This window comes from Lysinibacillus sp. NPDC059133 (assembly GCF_042755925.1).
In the GTDB taxonomy this organism is placed as follows: domain Bacteria; phylum Bacillota; class Bacilli; order Bacillales_A; family Planococcaceae; genus Lysinibacillus.
Genome location: NZ_JBHZDH010000032.1, coordinates 39303 through 56329, shown reverse-complemented (window position 1 = coordinate 56329; position 17027 = coordinate 39303). Strand labels below are relative to the sequence as shown.

Sequence of the window (17027 nt, the reverse complement as noted above, 5' to 3'; positions counted from 1 at the left end):
TGCGAAAGCGCAGCGACAGCAACAAATGTTTTCTGTGCGAAAGCGCAGCGACAGCAACAAATGTTTTCTGTGCGAAAGCGCAGCGACAGCAACAAATGTTTTCTGTGCGAAAGCGCAGCGACAGCAACAAATGTTTTCTGTGCGAAAGCGCAGCGACAGCAACAATTATGCCGAGGCATAATTGAATAGCGATGCTTTTAATCGAATGGTAAATAAAACGTGAAGGTAGTCCCCTCTTTCAGCACACTATCCACCATAATATTGCCTGAATGTGCCTTAATAATATTTCTAGCAATAGCTAAACCTAGGCCAGTTCCGCCTTTAGAACGCGTACGTGCTTTATCTGCTTTATAAAAACGTTCGAAGACATACGGCAGGTCCTCTTGTGGAATACCATGTCCTGTATCCTGGACAGATATTTTGGCAAAGGTCGGCTCTTGCTCAACCTTCACTGTTACTGATCCTTCTGCAGTATGGCGAAGAGCATTATCAACTAAATTCGTTAGTACTTGTTCAATCCGATCCTCATCTATACTAATCGTAGCTTCGTCATTAAACTCACTGTCAAATATCAGACCAACATGCTTCTCTTTTGCAACCTGTGCAAATTTTTGCGTAATACGTTCAAATGTTGAATTAATCGGAAGCTCATCCTTGTACAGCGTCATATGCCCCGATTCCATACGAGCAAGGTCTAACAAATCTGTTACGAGGCGTCCCATACGCTTCGATTCATCATAAATAATTTTTGTAATCTCATTACGTTCTTCTTGATCCTGAATAAAATCATCATCCATTAATGCCTCTGAATAACCTTGGAGCATCGAAATTGGCGTTCGAAGCTCATGAGACACATTGGCAATAAAGTCTGAACGCAGTTTTTCTAAGCGATGCTGCTCCGTCATATCACGAATAACTGCAACCGCTCCACGTATCGATTCCTCACTATAAAGAGGGCTAATCGTAAACGTATAGTAATTTCCATCCATCTCAATTTCTTCTTCAAGCTTATCCTCAAACATCAGTACATGATCAAGCATATGATAAAGCTCTGGCGGAATTGGCTTCGCACTTTGTGAGCCTTTATTGACGAACCATTTTTGCATTAAACGGTCAGCTGGTGGATTACTTAATAATATTGTACGATCACGATTAAACGTAATAACTGCATCTGTCATCGATGTTAAAATATTTGAAAGCTGTTCATTTTCTTGATTGATCACTTCTAGATTGTGTTTCAATTGACGTCCCATTTGATTAAAGGCAACTGCAAGCTGGCCTATTTCATCATTTTGTGTAGTCGGCATCTTCGCTTCAAAATTCCCTTTAGAAATTTCAAACGCCAACTCACGCATTTTACGTAATGGTGATGTAATACGTGACGAAAGGAAAAACGCAAAAAATGTCGTCAACACAAAGGCAATGAAAGCAGATAAAAAGACAATTTTCGTCGTCTCTTTCGATGTTTTTTGCAATGCATCTGGACTTTGATAAATAAAGACGGCCCCGTGTACTGTATTTTCCACATTTAGCGGGAAACCTAGCACAACATACGATTCCATTTTCTTTTCATCCGTAGAAGAAGGCATCATCATTTCCTTAATAATCGGTTTATCAGATTGAAAAACTTCTTGGAACGCTTTATTGGCTAAAATCATATCCTGAATTTCTATTTTATTGACACCTTCCTGCATTGCAAAAGAGACTCTATCATGGTTAATAGCAATAAGTGCATTCGTACTTTCAGGTAAAATATCTTTTAATAATTCAGAAGTCGACTCTGCTGTTTCATTATCATCTACTATGCTTGCAACCGTTGCAGCAGTTTGACGCAAGGAGCTCTCTGCTTGTTGCATATGGTAATTTTGAAGAAACTCAAGCATTAAAACCGTGAAAACAAACAATACAAATGAAACGAGAAGCAATATGGTTACCCATAGCTTCCCGACAACACTATTCCATATTCTATTCATTGACAACCTCAAATTTGTAGCCAACGCCCCATACAGTAACAATCATCTTTGCAGCGTTTTCAGAGACACGGTTGAGCTTTTCGCGTAAACGTTTTACATGTGTGTCAACTGTACGTAAGTCGCCAAAGAAATCATAATGCCAAACTTCTTTTAGTAATTGTTCACGGTCAAATACTTTGTCTGGTGATTTTGCTAAGAAATACAGCAATTCATACTCTTTAGGTGTTAAATTCACTTCAATTCCTTCTGCTGTTACACGGTGTGCATCATGATCGATCATTAAGTGTTGAAACACAACTAAATCTTTTGAAGAAGAAGCATTTGTCGAAGGTGAGAATGCTTGTGAACGGCGTAATATAGCCTTCACACGTAACACAACTTCACGAGGACTAAACGGTTTTACAATATAATCATCTGCTCCAAGCTCAAAGCCTTGTACACGATTCGCTTCCTCGCCTTTTGCAGTTAATAAAATAATTGGTGTTGCTGCTCGTTCACGGATTTCCGCACAAACTTCAAGCCCGTCTTTTTCAGGCATCATAATATCAAGTAAAATACAGTGATACTCTTTTTCTAAAGATTTTTCGATCGCTTGTTCACCATTTTCTGCTTCGTCAACAAGGTATCCTTCTCGCTCTAAATACATTTTTAATAAGCGTCGAATACGGTCCTCGTCATCTACTACTAATACTGAAATATTTTCTGACACTTTCACGATCCCTCTCTTCTAATCTTTCTCTACCTTCTATTGTACATGGTATAGCCCTTATTGAAAAGAAAAGAAAGCCTTCTTGCCACAGCAAGAAGGCTCTTCTCTCTAATACTAGCGACGTTAAAAATCTATGTGCTCAAATTAATCAGTTTTTTTAACAAATCAGTTTAAGCTGAAGCATATGAATGTAAACCTGCAAGAATCAAGTTAACAGCAATTAAGTTAAATAATATTATTCCAAAACCAATTAATGCTAACCAAGCAGATTTTTCACCTTCCCAGCCTTTTGATAAACGTAAGTGTAGGAATGCTGCATAGAATAACCATGTAATAAGTGCCCACACTTCCTTCGGATCCCATCCCCAGAAACGACTCCACGAAAGTTGTGCCCAAATCATTGCAAAGATTAAAGCACCTAACGTAAATACTGGGAAGCCGATTATTACTGAGCGATAACCAATTTCATCAACTAATTGTAAATTTACTCGTTTGACAAAAGGTTGGAAAATCGCACTAATTCGACGGCGTGCAATTAATCGAATTAATAAGTATAAAACAGATCCTACTAATAATGACCACACAACTGATGTTAATTTCTTTGCATTAATGAGTGCTGGCATTTCTACTAACGGAGACATGCCATGTTCTTCCACTGCCTTATATTCATTCATACCAAATAGTGGTGGCATGTTGTAGTCAATTTGACGTTCCTTACCCTCTTTATCAACATAAGTATATGTTGAATCGTAATCCATCATATTAAAAACTGATGATGCAACTACGAAACCAACGACTACTACAAGGAAGAACATTACTGCTTCTAACCAGAAACGTTGTTTAGAAGGCTTCGTTAAATCAACCACTTTTAATAAATAAATTAGCCCTGCTACTGCACTAATTGCTAAAATGGATTGACCTAAAGCAGCTGTAATAACATGAATTGTTAGCCAGTAACTTTGTAAAGACGGCATTAAAGGAGTAACCTCAGTTGGGAACATCGCCGCATAGGCAATTATTAATAACGCCACAGGCAATGCCACTAAGCCTAGAGCTGTCACACGATAAATAAAATAAATTAAAATGAACGCCCCAACAATGAACATTCCGAACGCAGTCGTAAATTCAAACATATTACTAACAGGTGCATGCCCAGCATAAATCCAACGAGTGACAAAATAACCAAGCTGAGAAAGTAGACCTATAATTGTTACAACAATTGCTACCTTACCCCATTTTTCAGTATTTTTGCCTGTTGCATTCGATTGCTTTATCGAACCACCAAACAATAACGTTGCAACTAAGTAGGCAATGAATGCTACAAATAATAGGTTTCCACTTATGTCAATCAAACTCATAAGGTGTTGTCACCTTCCTTTTCTTTAGTGCCTCGCTTTTCGGATTTCTTATCATCTTCAGGCTTATCTAACTGATCTATATATGGCGGAAGACCAGCAAACGTAGTGACTGTATCTAAATCCTTTTTCATACTAAACATATTTTTATTCACATGGGCAGCCATCAACACTCGGCCATCCGGCTCCACCTGTAACCATAAACGTCGGTGGTTCCAATATGAGCCAATTACTACACCAATCATGAAAATAATACCGCCAACAAATAAAATTGGTATCGTACTATCCTTACGAATTGTAAAGTTTGATGAATTACGCATCTCTGCTCCTGCGAATTTCATTCTATATTTGTTTTCACCAAGTGGTTCAAGTGGTGGCTTTCTGATTTCTACAAAGCTTACTTCACCTTCAGGAGTTTCTGGTGTTGTCATTTTAAATAAAAATGCCGGATTATTTGGTATTGATGATTTTGTCTGTGGTTCACCATTTTCAAAACCATCAAAATCTGGTGTATAAACAAGAATTTGTACTGAGGAACCATTTCCTAAATCATATTCTTTTTTAGGATTCGTTAAATCAATTTCAATTTGACCTTGTGATTCTTCTTCAGTTGCTTTATTCACTAAATTAAAATTCATCTGTCTCAATTCGTTAAGACGATAATTCATTTGATACAGCGCAAAACCGTTTTCTTTTAACGGATGATTAACACGAATAGAGTAATCTCTCAATTTTTCAAGATTGTCTGAATCTCCAGGAAGAGCTCCCTCAGGTTGTTTGTATAACGTGATGTCTGTTTGATAGTTTTTCGCCATAGCATTTACACCTTGGTTTGATTGCTCGTCCTGAGGTTTATCGCCATGGGTTTCTAAAATAAATTTATTATTTTTAATAAAATAGCCATCCATCCCTGGTATAGCTCGTGTCTCACCTTCGCGTATCCAAATCGTCTCATCCACATAAAAACCAGGTACTAAGCGCAACATAACACCTGTTAAAAAGATAATGAGACCGACATGATTTATGTATGGGCCATACCGAGCAAAACGACCACGCTCTGCTAGCAGTGCACTTCCATCACGACGAACATGATATTTTAATTCCGTCATTTTTTGCTCAACTTTATCAAGCGATTCATCAGGGTTTGGCACTTGTCCTTCTGCAACGATACGTTGACGCTTCATGAAACTTTCATGACGTTTAACGCGTTGATTTTTTAGAGACTTATGCAATGGTATACCACGGTCTAAACTCGCAACAATAATGGATATCGCAAGCATTCCCACTAAAATTTGGAACCACCAAGTGCTATACAAATTAGAAAGTCCTAAATTATTATAGAGTTTGCCCAAAACACCATACACTTTCTCATAATACTCCGCTTTACTAGGTTCCGGGGCATTAACATATATCGCTTGCGGTAATATTGTTCCGATTGACGCTGCGACCAACGTAATAATAATTAGGGCAATCCCCACTTTTACATTCGAGAAGAAATTCCAAATTTTATCGATGACTGTCTTATTATACGTTTTTGAACGAATCGCCGTTCCATCGTAGCGCATATCAACAACTTTTGTTTGTTTACCTTCCTCAGTTAAAGGACGACCACATTTCTCACAAAGCTTCGTGCCATATGGGTTACTATGACCACAAGCACAAATGATGTTTTCCATAGTCATTTACTCCTTATTTCGGCTTCACTAATTCCATGTACGAAGCAATTTTTTTCTCCGTCATTTCACCAGTAATAATTTTGGCTACTTTGCCATCTGGATCAATAAGGAGAGTTGCAGGTAAATTACCTACATTGTAGGTAGTCTGAACGCTTTTCGTTTTGTCAATAACTACCGGGAACGTTAACTCATATCTATCGACAAAATTCTGTACTTCAAAATCTGTTTGTGCAATATTGACCGCCAATGTTTGTACACCTTGATCTTTAAAAACTTTATACTGACGATCCATTGCAGGCATTTCCTTTTCACAAGGCTTACACCAAGTTCCCCAGAAGTTCAAAAATACGCCCTGCCCCTTATAATCAGACAGCTTATGTTTCTCACCGTTTAAATCTACTAACGTGAAGTCTGGTGCTTTAGAGCCTACTGCTAATAACTCTACTTTATCCTTTGTCGCTGTTCCGTATACCGTGTAACCAATTGCTAAGACTAAAACTGCCAAAATAATGGTACGAATGACGAGACGTTTTTTCTTTTTCTCCAAGTTAATAAACCCCCTATCAATTACGGCTTAGAGCAAGACGCTAAGCTTTTCATACAAACATTCATATGTATAGATTTTACCGTCTTATTTACACCATTTATGTTTGTCAAATTTAATATTTGTCAATCACTTGTGCGTCAAACACCACCTGATTAATTTGTGGAACCGATTTCATCTGGATGAAAAACTAATTAGGTGTACTATTCTCACCTATTATATCAAAAGGAAACACAAACGCTTAGCTAATAATTATGAATGATTTATGAACGATTTCACTAATAAGAAAGTGAATACATTACTATTACACATAGAAGTATTTCACTTTCTCTTAGTAATTGCTCATTTATCCGATTTTTCCTGTCTCCGCTAACACTCGCAATTGCTTCACTTCATGCTTTGTTAATTCACGATATTCCCCCGGCGTTAGTCCGAATAAATCTAAAAATGCAAAGCGTTCACGTTTTAGTTTAACAACAGGAGTACCGATCGCCTCGAACATGCGACGTACTTGACGATTTCGCCCTTCGTGGATCGTAATTTCACAGATTGCTTTACCTGCATTCTCATCAAAAGAAGTCATACTAACCATTGCTGGAGCTGTTTTACCGTCTTCTAGCTTGATTCCTCGTTGAAGTTTTTTTAAGCCCTCAATCGTCGGAACACCTTTAACACGAGCAATATATGTTTTGTCGATTTTAAACTTCGGATGTGTCAGCATATAAGAAAATTCACCATCATTTGTCAATAACAATAAGCCAGATGTATCATAATCGAGACGGCCAACTGGGAAAATTCGTTGTGGGATATGCTTAAACAAATCTGTGACAGTTTTACGTCCTTTGTCGTCTGTTACAGCTGATATCGTTCCACGTGGTTTATATAGCAAGTAATAAACCTTATCCTCTTTCTCAAGCTTCACGCCTTCTACTTCTATCGTATCTGAGTTGGAAACCTTTGTACCTAACTCACGCACTACGACTCCGTTCACTTTTACTTTACCTTCTACAATTAATTGTTCTGCCTTACGCCTAGACGCCACACCAGCATACGCAATAACCTTCTGTAATCTTTCCATTCTTTCACCTCTAATTTTCATTCACCTTGGTTTTAGACACCAAAATATAAACCTCATTCGCATATTATGAATAAGGTTATTTTTCCCGCTAATCTGTGAAAATTATGTCATACTTTTATACATTATTAAAGAAAAACTAATTATGCGTAAGTAATTAAATTATTTGCAATTGTTTTTATTAGCCGAATTCTGGATAATTTGCACTTTAAATTTTATGGATCCTCACCATAACGTGAGGTTGATTTCCGTTCCGGCTGGGCGCTTTGTTGTTGCTGTCGCTACGCTTTCGCACAGATAAAACATTTGCCCCTGACGCTTCGCTTTCGCGCAGATAAAACATTTGTTGCTGCCGCTTCGCTTTCGCACAGATAAAACATTTGTTGCTGCCGCTTCGCTTTCGCACAGATAAAACATTTGCCGCTGACGCTTCGCTTTCGCGCAGAGCAGAGCTTCCTGGGGGCGTCCGATGAGCCGCTTGGGCCTACACGATGTAGGTCACGAAGGCGTTATCACAGGACGTGATGGTTTTAGCCTTCGTTCCTCTGTCGGCTCGCTCCAGAGTCTCGGGCCAACAGATGTTTTTTGCGCGAAAGCGTAGTGCTAACGCAGCGTCAGCAAAAGGTTTTCGTCTGTGCGAAAGCGAAGCGACAGCAACAGCACCGATGTTGGTCACGAAGGCGTTATCACAGGATGTGATGATTTTAGCCTTCGTTCCTCTATTGCTGATCCCCAAGGAGTCGCCCAGCCGGAACGAAGATCAACTTTAAATACGTGGCATACGTTTAACAAATAACTCTCACTCTTCTACAAAAGAATTCATAAAAAATATATATCAATAAACAAAGATTGATTTTCTAGGTGTCGCTTTTAATCCCCTCTTCAACGTTCCAGCGGGGCTTTTAGCGTTAATGTATAAAAATATGGCACAAGCAATTACAAATGCTAAAAAAAAATCAGCGGATCGCTTTTAACGATCCGCTGATTCAACCTTTACTGGCACTGCATAAATACGCTCTTCACCGAGAAAGATGGATAGTACGCCTTCCATACGTTTTCTAGAAACATGTAATACTTGCCTTACACTTTCTTTTTCTTCTTTATTTAACTGCAAAAGAATTGGTTCCTCTAAACGAATGGAAAGGTTTTTATTGACTTTATATTTACCTTTTTTCACCACTGTTTCAAGACTGTAATCTTGCCAAACCTTGTTGGATAAACCTCGATGTACATTCCAGTCATCGGATTCATTCAACGTGACGACAATACATGTTTGCCCGTCCTTTTGGAAGGCAGTTGCAAGGGTCCGACCAGCTACCTTCGTAAAGCCTGTTTTTCCGGCAAATGCTGAACCTTTTGCTGATTTTAATGCATTAACAGGTTGTTGTGTCACATCACCTATTTCGATGGCAACCCCTGACCCTTCTCGTAATAAACGGTGTTTATTTTCCCATAACATCCCGTTTTCAGTATTGGCACGATATAAAACTGTGGAGGCAATCTTCTTGAAAGTTTTATTTTGAAGAGCAATCCTTAACATTTCAGCCGTATCTCTCGCTGAAGATAAGTGCTCATCATGGTGCAAGCCAGAAGGATTCATAAATACTGTATTTGTGAGTCCAGCAACAACAGCTCGCTCATTCATTAACTTTACAAACCCTTCTACCGATCCGCCGGCATGCTCTGCTAAAGCTGTTGCTGCGTCATTTCCTGAGCGAAGCATCAAACCATATAACAATGTTTCTACCGTTACTCTTTCCCCTGCCTGCAAGTAAATAGACGAGCCCTCAGACGTTGCAGCCCTCGGTGAAATAACCACTTCATCTTGAAGATTGCTATTTTCAATAGCAACGAGTGCTGTCCAAATTTTTGTTAAGCTTGCTATTGGTAACCGTGCATCACTATTTGATTTGAATAAAACACGGCCCGTGTCACCATCTAAAACAGCATATCCGCTCCCTCCCCGTGCTAAACTGGTTTGAGGAAGCATTAACATTACCACGACTATCATGAACAATATTAAACGTACTAATCGAAGCAACGAGCCACTCCTTATTAAAAGTAATAGGAAAATATAGATTATATTTATGTTTTAAGCAAAGCATTATACCTATCGATTATGCCTCGGCATAATTCCGTGACATCCGCTTGAGGCTTTAGGCCAACAAATGTTTTTTGCGCGAAAGCGAAGCGTCAGCAGCAGATGTTTTTTTGTGCGAAAGCGTAGTGCTAACGCAGCGGTAGCAACGTGTTTTTGTCTGCGCGAAAGCAAAGCGTCAGCGGCAACAACACGAAGTTGGTCACTCAGTCGTTTCCACAGGACGTGGCGCTCTTAGACTGAGTTCCTCTATTTCAGCGGATGTTTGGACACCTGCTGAAAAAATGACTTAAAATCGCATTCATCTCACCACCTATAGAGATGAGGGACTTCTGTAACTGCCGTTTCACTTACGTTACAGAAAACATTCGCTGAAAGAAGTTAATTAGGCCTTATTCATTTACTTTACTCCACTAAAGGTTTCTTGGAATTTAGTCATAAATAAGTCTGTTTCTTGCTCTGTTTCAACTAACTCATCTTCAGGTAAAGACGGCATTTCTTCTATACTATTTAAACCAAAGTAGTTTAAAAACTCTTTTGTTGTACCATATAAGATAGCACGTCCTGTTCCTTCTGAGCGACCAACTTCCTTGATTAACCCCCTAGAAGCGAGAGTCTGTATTGGTCTTTCACATTTCACACCACGCAAGTCTTCAATTGTTACACGTGTAATTGGCTGTTTGTATGCCACGATAGCCAATACCTCAAGTGAAGCTTGAGATAATGATTGAGCAGTTGGATTTTCTACTAATCTTTGTATCGTATCTGCTAATTCAGGCTTTGTTATAAGCTGATAAACTCCAGCTATTTCTTTTACCGTAATTCCTCTAGTTAAATCTTCTTCATATGTTGTTTTCAATGCTTCCATCGTCTCTACGACTAACTCTTCCGGTTCGCCTAAAAGTTGTGACAATTGTTTAATGGTTAAGCCATCGTCTCCAACAACAAATAGTAAGGATTCTATTCTACTCTGTAGCATCATTTTTTTCGTCATCATCCCATTCCTCCTTCTGTAAGGTAACTGTTAATTCTTCAAAGTTACCATTTTGCTCTACGATGACGACCTGACGTTTAATCAGCTCAAGAATGGATAAAAATGTCAAAATAAGCGTTGGCTTATCTTCATAGGGAAACAGCTCAAAAAATGATGCACGTCCACCTGTAAATCGTAATGAATCGACAACCGAACGCATTTGATCTTTTACGGAGCGTTCCTGTCTCGCTACAGTTGTCTTAAGTGGTTTTTTTAATTTTTTTCGACGCATCAGTTTTTGAAAGGCCCCAATCATGTCATAGATGTTGATGTTCAAATCAAATAACGCCATTTGCTCATCTGATGCTAACCCAGATAAATCTGCTGGTGGCCGTGTAAATACCTGTGCCCGATCTGTTTCAAGCTCTTGCAGGCTACTCGCTGCTTCTTTATATTTTTTATACTCTATTAAACGTTGCACCAGTTCTTCACGAGGGTCTGGGCCGTCGACTTCTAATTCTGCATCATCAAGCTCACCTTCATGAATTGGCAAAAGCATACGACTTTTAATAGCCAATAATGTTGCTGCCATCACTAAATATTCACTAGCCTCATTTAACTCCAGTACCTGCATAGCATGTATATGGTCGATATATTGTTGAGTAATTTCAGCCATTGGGATATCATAAATATCAATTTCCAATCTGTTAATTAAATGTAATAATAAATCAAGAGGCCCTGAAAAGGCTTCTAATTTCACTTCATAAGACATTGTTTTACCACCCTGAGATTCTATGTTCTTATAGTATAGTAGAAAGGAGTCTAAAATGCATCCACAGCACCATACTTTATTTATCGACTACTGTACTTTTTTCAATGGTAATCACGATTTTTTTGAATGCCATGAAGTCCTTGAGGATTACTGGAAAGATATTGCTCCAGGTGATAAAAAGCACCCTCTCGTTGGATACGTACAGCTCGCAACAGGTTTATATCATTGGCGACGTGACAATTGTATAGGCGCCGCACGAATCTTAGAAAAAGCACTCAAAAATTTTCGATATAATATGGGACATATCTTTTTTGATGAAATCGACTACGAAATACTACTAACACAACTAACAGATACACTTTCTGCTATCCAGATGGGCAAGTCCTTTCAAGCATTTCAGCTTCCTCTTTCACCTACATTGGAGGAATTAGTATTTGCTCGCATACAGCTTTTACCATCAAGTAGCTCTAATTATCTTCTTCATAAACATATGCTTCGAGATCGCTCACATATTCTTGCAGAACGTCAAGAAAGCAAACAAAGAAAAAGCAGACGTCAATGATCGTCTGCTTCTTCATCAATACAATTTATACATTTTTGAACAATATTACGCGTTTCCTCCGTTGCACGCACACTTTCATACTGGCCAAGATCTGCCACTTCCTGTAGCATTTCCTTCGCAACACCTTCACCTCTATAAGAAGGGACCACGGAAACATGTTGAATCATAGCTATATTATTACTGTCTGTTACAAGTCCAACAATACCAACATACTCATCGTTCTTTTTCCATAAATATAAAACCCAATTATTATCATTTTCATAGGAGTGGATTGTCTCTTTGAGCTTTTTTATGTCTTTTTCGTTAGGCATAAACGAGAGTAGCCCCATTGCTATTTTCTCGAAAGCTTTCTTATATCGAATTAACATATTTGTCTATTCCCTCTTTTTCTAGCTGTACATAATCTTTGACTATCCTACACGATTTGTACTTTTACCGCAAGTCAATTTCTGTCTTACGAACCAGGCCCGAGAATACCTTTAGACGCCAATACCCAATAGACAACGCCCCACAACAAAATAAAAGTTGAAATGGACGCTAGTAATACCCATTTATTTTTTCTCATATTTACTCACCCTTTTTCAACGTTAGCGGGAGATCGTTTTGTACAATATCTTCATAACTTTCGCGTCGAATTGCTAATTGATGCTCGCTATTTTCTACAAATACAACTGCTGGTCGTGGCACACGATTGTAGTTACTCGCCATAGAATATCCATACGCACCAGTACAGAAGATTGCTAGCACATCACCAGAAGCTGCTTCCTGAAGCTTAGCATCAATAATTAATTTATCACCTGATTCACAAAGTTTACCAGCCACTGTATATGTTTCACTTTTTGATTCTTCTGCTCTACTCGCAATGACCGCCTCGTACTTCGCATCATATAGTGCAGGACGGATATTATCACTCATTCCACCATCGACAGCAATATATTTACGAACATTAGGTACTGTTTTTTGTGAACCAATTGTATAAAGTGATGTTCCTGCATCCCCAACAAGTGATCGCCCTGGTTCAATCCAAATTTCCGGCATAGTTAGACCAAGTACAGTCGCTTTAGTCTTTACAACTGTAATCATATCCTCTACATATACTTGTGGCTCAAGCGGTGCATCTTCCTCAGTATAACGAATTCCGAAGCCCCCTCCTAAGTTTAACACAGTACACGTAAAATCGTGAGTCTTGTTCCAATCCGAAATTTTATCAATTAGTTTTTCTCCCGCTAAGCCAAAGCCCGCTGTGTCAAAAATTTGAGAGCCAATATGGCAGTGTAATCCTAGGAGCTCTAGGTATTCATGCTTAAAAGTTTGTTGGAAAGCCTCATCTGCTTGACCATTATTTAAGTCGAAGCCAAATTTAGAATCCGCTTGACCTGTCGTAATGAAATCATGCGTATGTGCCTCAACACCTGGTGTGACACGTAGTAAAATACGCATTTTTTGTTGACGGCGCTCTGAGATTTCTTGTAAAAGTTGAATTTCATAGAAATTATCCACGACAATACAACCGATTTTCGAGTCAAAGGCTAATTCTAGTTCAGCAATGCTTTTATTATTACCGTGGAAATGAATGCGCTCTGCAGGGAATCCAGCTTTTAAAGCTGTAAATAATTCTCCACCAGAGACAACATCTAAAGATAGATTTTCTTCTGCCGCTAATTGGTACACAGCTACACATGCAAATGCTTTTGAAGCATAAGCTACTTCTGCTTTTACACCTAGTTTTTTAAACGTATCAATAAAGCCTCGTGCACGCTTACGAATAAGCGCTGTATCATACACAAATAAAGGTGTACCATACTCTTTTGCAAGCTCTAATGTATCTACCTGTCCAATCGTTAAATGACCATCTTCAGAAATTGCTTGTGTTCCATATAAATGCATGTGCATCTCTCCCTTTTCACATCGTTCCGTCTTGTGATAAGTTGCCCCTCATTTTAGAAGAATTTTGGGCAATTTAGCCTACAATCCTTATTTAGAGGGATATTTCTTCATTCAACTAGTTGGATAGTCCATAAGGTTTAATAACACATGTGTTTCAACACGTGGTGAACCTTTTGATGAATGAAGATAATTTTCGCAAAAATCACAAAATACTATATGTGAACTTTATCACATGAAAAAAACGAGTGCAACGGCTTCTATGATCTTTTTCGTTGTTGGGAATCGACAACATATGGTCTCAATGCATCTGCTGTCATTGGGAAACGGACAAGTACGCGAAGCATCGCATTTGGAAAGAACGGAATAAGTGGCCATAAATAGGGCGCTTGCATCGGACGTAATGAACATAAATACGTAAATAATATAAAGATCCCGATAAATAACCCATTAACTCCCCATATTCCAGTCATTATTAACAACACTAGTCTAAAGAGTTTAATGGAGATACCCAGCTCATACGTAGGGATAATAAATGTCAGAATAGCTGAAATGGCTGTATATAACACTACTTCTGGCGAGAATACCCCAACATCAATGGCAATCTGACCAATAATTACACCTGCAACTAACCCCATCGCAGTGGATAATGGTGATGGGGTATGAATGGCGGCCATCCTCAAAAACTCTATCCCAATATCTCCAATAAGTACTTGTAGTAAAATTGGGATATGTGATTTTTCCTTTGCCCCTAAAAAGGATAACTCATCCGGTAAATGTATCCCGTGCGTTGCACATAAATACCACAAAGGCAATAATAATAAACCCATAATTGCTCCAAAATAGCGCATAAAACGGACAAAGGTTCCGACTATTGGTGCCTGCCTGTACTCCTCAGCATGCTGCAGTAAATGAAAGGCCGTTGCTGGCACGATAATGACGGAAGGTGACGTATCGACAATAATGGCTATATGCCCCTCAAGTAAATGAGCTGCGGTAATATCTGGTCGTTCCGTATATCGTACAAAAGGAACTGGATGAAACTTCTGTTTAAACAGCCATTCCTCTAGCGATTTATCAGTCATAGTCAAGCCATCATGATGAATTTGTTCCATGCGCTGTCGTAATTTATCTAGCGTTTCATCACTCGCAATACCCTTTATAAACGCTAGCGCGACATCGGTTTGACCGATTTCGGATATTTTATGTAGCTCGAAACGTAAATTACTATTGCGAATTCGTCGACGAATCAAAGCAGCATTTTGTGAAATACCTTCTACAAAGCCGTCCCTAGATCCACGAATAACCTTTTCATTGTCAGGCTCCGCAGGAGTACGTCCTGGATAACTTCGAATCTCTGCAACATAGCCGTAACCACTTTTAGTTATAAAGACTACTTGTCCACTTAATATGGCCAACAAAATGGCTTCACGTTTGGTTTCCTCTGAACGACCTTGGTAATTGAAATAGGCTTCAAAATACTCCTTTTCATCCTCAATATCAATGTCCTCATCAGGCAACATATTAGAGAGTAATTGTGTTAAGACTATTCCATCCACAAGTCCACTTATATATGCACAAAGAACCGGCAAATCTTTGACAAATACATGCTTAATACTAATGTCAAATGATTCGCCGTCACCAAATTGTTCTTTAAGAAAATTTTCGGCTTCTTCTACGCTGTTAAAAAGTTTATCTTTTTCTGTCATGCTGTCACCATTTTCTTAGATGTCTTTTTATACTTCTTCCTCTTCAACTGTGGCACTTGTGGCCATCCAAGTTTTCAATTGGGCAAGAATTTTTTTCTCTAATCGTGATACCTGAACTTGTGATATGCCAAGCCTGTTGGCAATTTCAGTTTGGGTACAATCTGAGAAATATCGCAAATAAATAATTGATTGCTCTCTAGGCTCAAGTCTTGTGAGCACCTCTTTTAGTGGAATATAGTCAAATGGCTGCTCAGATTTTTCGTCCTTCATCTGATCCATTAATGTAATAGAATCCCCTTCACTCTCATACAATTGTTCATGCAAGGAAGCTGGATCTCTCAATGCATCTGAAGCTGTTACAATTTCCTCAGTTGTAACTCCAAGAACCTCCGCTAATTCATGAATGGTTGGTGGATGCTCATTTTTTTTAATAAATTCATCAGTTGCATGACGAATTTTAAAATTAAGCTCACGAATAGATCGGCTAACCTTCACCATTCCATCATCCCTTAAAAAGCGCTGAATTTCTCCGATGATCATTGGTACAGCATATGTCGAAAATTTAACATCATACGTTAGATCGAATTTATCCACAGACTTCATAAGCCCGATGCAGCCAATTTGAAATAAATCCTCGAGCTCCACGCCCCTGCTTGTAAAGCGTTGGACGATAGACCACACAAGCCTCGTATTCCCTTCAATCATTCGTTTACGAGCCTCATGATCGCCCTGTTGTGCACGTGCAATTAAATCTCGCATTTCTCCCTGTGACAATAGCTTATCGGACGACTGTTCTAGCGGCTTCACAATAGCAACCTCACATTACCGGTGTGCGAACCGAGTAAAATTTCTTCGTAAATGTGACAGTTGTACCTTCTTGCCACTTGGACATTACTGTCAACTGATCTGAAAAACTATCCATAATGGTAAAGCCCATACCTGAACGCTCCATCGCACTTTTCGTCGTAAATAACGGTTCCATTGCCTGGCTTACATCCTCAATACCATACCCTTTATCCATAACAGACACAGTTACAATATCATCCTCACGCTTCGCATGAACTGTAACAACGCCCATACCGTCCTCTTCATAACCGTGAATAATGGCATTAGAAACAGCCTCTGAAACAACCGTTTTAAATTCGGATAGTTCATCAATGGTTGGATCTAATTGTGCAATAAAGCCTGTCACAGCTATACGCGCTAAGGCTTCATTTTCACTAATTGCTAAAAAAGTTAATGTCATTTCGTTATCCATTTACAATCCCCCTAACTCGATCAATCGCTTCTTCTTCTGTTGCATCCATCATCCATGGCCCTAAACCTGAAAATTGAAATACTTTTCGCATTGTCGGCGATGGATTCAATAATATTGTCCGTCCAGCAACTGCCTCTAATTCACGCATCCGACCAAGCACTAAACCTACACCTGAACTATCCATAAAGGACAGCCCCTCTAAATTCCAAATAATAGTCGTTACAGTGCCCTGAAAAATTGCTGTAGAAATTTTAGCTCGAATTTGCTCCACTGCATGATGATCGAGCTCCCCAAATAAACGTACAACTACTGTCTCTCTTGTTACCATCTCTAATTGAAAATGCATGAACATCGCCTCCTCCTCGTGCAATTCCACATTCAATGTGGTGATTCCTTGCGGCTGACAGAACTAGTGCAAAGTCTTCCGAAATAGTGTCAA

Annotated in this window: 18 protein-coding genes; 3 read left to right on the top strand and 15 right to left on the bottom strand. The window is 39.0% G+C overall.

Going from position 1 to position 17027, the window contains the following annotated elements:
* On the top strand, positions 1 to 181 hold a 181-nt coding region (locus tag ACFXN8_RS16600), incomplete at its 5' end, for a hypothetical protein (protein WP_386846614.1).
* Between the two features lie 16 nt (positions 182 to 197).
* Here the strand turns inward: ACFXN8_RS16600 and ACFXN8_RS16595 are convergent.
* The 6 genes from ACFXN8_RS16595 to ACFXN8_RS16570 all read right to left on the bottom strand — a co-directional run bounded on the left by ACFXN8_RS16595 (position 198) and on the right by ACFXN8_RS16570 (position 7335).
* A complete protein-coding gene (locus ACFXN8_RS16595) occupies positions 198 to 1973 on the bottom strand; it encodes an ATP-binding protein (protein WP_376069738.1) in 1776 nt (591 codons plus the stop codon).
* Positions 1966 to 2682, bottom strand: coding sequence for a response regulator transcription factor (locus ACFXN8_RS16590; RefSeq protein WP_049668637.1), 717 nt, complete (start codon positions 2680 to 2682; stop codon positions 1966 to 1968). Before ACFXN8_RS16590 ends, ACFXN8_RS16595 begins: the two co-directional genes overlap by 8 nt.
* Positions 2683 to 2852: 170 nt before the next feature.
* Positions 2853 to 4040, bottom strand: a complete 1188-nt coding sequence (ccsB, locus tag ACFXN8_RS16585) for a c-type cytochrome biogenesis protein CcsB (protein WP_386846611.1) — start codon at positions 4038 to 4040, stop codon at positions 2853 to 2855.
* Complete coding sequence (gene resB, locus ACFXN8_RS16580; protein WP_376069732.1) at positions 4037 to 5713, bottom strand: cytochrome c biogenesis protein ResB; 1677 nt, start codon at positions 5711 to 5713, stop codon at positions 4037 to 4039. Before resB ends, ccsB begins: the two co-directional genes overlap by 4 nt.
* Positions 5714 to 5726: 13 nt before the next feature.
* Complete coding sequence (resA, locus tag ACFXN8_RS16575; RefSeq protein WP_376069730.1) at positions 5727 to 6260, bottom strand: thiol-disulfide oxidoreductase ResA; 534 nt, start codon at positions 6258 to 6260, stop codon at positions 5727 to 5729.
* A 343-nt stretch (positions 6261 to 6603) separates the two neighbouring features.
* Positions 6604 to 7335 (bottom strand): pseudouridine synthase, encoded by a 732-nt coding sequence (locus ACFXN8_RS16570; protein WP_376069727.1) that lies wholly within the window; start codon positions 7333 to 7335, stop codon positions 6604 to 6606.
* Positions 7336 to 7801: 466 nt separating this feature from the next.
* Between ACFXN8_RS16570 and ACFXN8_RS16565 the strand changes: the two genes are divergently transcribed.
* Positions 7802 to 7933: a hypothetical protein gene (locus ACFXN8_RS16565; protein ID WP_386846608.1), complete on the top strand. Its 132-nt coding sequence runs from the start codon at positions 7802 to 7804 to the stop codon at positions 7931 to 7933.
* 369 nt (positions 7934 to 8302) lie between these two features.
* Here ACFXN8_RS16565 and ACFXN8_RS16560 read toward each other — a convergent pair whose 3' ends face one another.
* The 3 genes from ACFXN8_RS16560 to ACFXN8_RS16550 all read right to left on the bottom strand — a co-directional run bounded on the left by ACFXN8_RS16560 (position 8303) and on the right by ACFXN8_RS16550 (position 11175).
* Positions 8303 to 9373: a D-alanyl-D-alanine carboxypeptidase family protein gene (locus tag ACFXN8_RS16560; RefSeq protein ID WP_386846606.1), complete on the bottom strand. Its 1071-nt coding sequence runs from the start codon at positions 9371 to 9373 to the stop codon at positions 8303 to 8305.
* Positions 9374 to 9830: 457 nt separating this feature from the next.
* The gene (scpB, locus tag ACFXN8_RS16555; RefSeq protein WP_386846620.1) at positions 9831 to 10424 is read right to left on the bottom strand and encodes an SMC-Scp complex subunit ScpB; all 594 of its coding nucleotides are present in this window, start codon (positions 10422 to 10424) and stop codon (positions 9831 to 9833) included.
* A complete protein-coding gene (locus ACFXN8_RS16550; protein WP_376069710.1) occupies positions 10396 to 11175 on the bottom strand; it encodes a segregation/condensation protein A in 780 nt (259 codons plus the stop codon). The genes scpB and ACFXN8_RS16550 overlap by 29 nt, the downstream gene beginning before the upstream one ends.
* Before the next feature lie 55 nt (positions 11176 to 11230).
* On the opposite strand from ACFXN8_RS16550, the gene ACFXN8_RS16545 reads away from it, so the two are divergent.
* Entirely contained in the window at positions 11231 to 11737 is a 507-nt protein-coding gene (locus tag ACFXN8_RS16545) for a DUF309 domain-containing protein (RefSeq protein ID WP_376069707.1), read from the top strand.
* On the opposite strand, the gene ACFXN8_RS16540 is transcribed toward ACFXN8_RS16545, so the two are convergent.
* The 6 genes from ACFXN8_RS16540 to spoIIAA form a co-directional block, all read right to left on the bottom strand.
* Positions 11731 to 12105 carry a GNAT family N-acetyltransferase gene (locus tag ACFXN8_RS16540; protein ID WP_386846603.1) on the bottom strand — a complete coding sequence of 125 codons (375 nt, stop codon included), beginning with the start codon at positions 12103 to 12105 and terminating at the stop codon, positions 11731 to 11733. The two genes, ACFXN8_RS16545 and ACFXN8_RS16540, sit on opposite strands and share 7 nt — an antisense overlap.
* A 199-nt stretch (positions 12106 to 12304) precedes the next feature.
* A complete protein-coding gene (gene lysA / locus ACFXN8_RS16535; protein ID WP_376069701.1) occupies positions 12305 to 13624 on the bottom strand; it encodes a diaminopimelate decarboxylase in 1320 nt (439 codons plus the stop codon).
* 257 nt (positions 13625 to 13881) lie between these two features.
* Positions 13882 to 15330, bottom strand: a complete 1449-nt coding sequence (locus ACFXN8_RS16530) for a spore germination protein (RefSeq protein ID WP_376069698.1) — start codon at positions 15328 to 15330, stop codon at positions 13882 to 13884.
* Positions 15331 to 15357: 27 nt separating this feature from the next.
* Positions 15358 to 16089, bottom strand: coding sequence for an RNA polymerase sporulation sigma factor SigF (sigF, locus tag ACFXN8_RS16525; RefSeq protein WP_386846618.1), 732 nt, complete (start codon positions 16087 to 16089; stop codon positions 15358 to 15360).
* Between the two features lie 58 nt (positions 16090 to 16147).
* Positions 16148 to 16588: an anti-sigma F factor gene (gene spoIIAB / locus ACFXN8_RS16520; protein ID WP_386846600.1), complete on the bottom strand. Its 441-nt coding sequence runs from the start codon at positions 16586 to 16588 to the stop codon at positions 16148 to 16150.
* Complete coding sequence (spoIIAA, locus tag ACFXN8_RS16515; protein ID WP_376069693.1) at positions 16581 to 16934, bottom strand: anti-sigma F factor antagonist; 354 nt, start codon at positions 16932 to 16934, stop codon at positions 16581 to 16583. The genes spoIIAB and spoIIAA overlap by 8 nt, the downstream gene beginning before the upstream one ends.
* Positions 16935 to 17027: the final 93 nt, after the last annotated feature.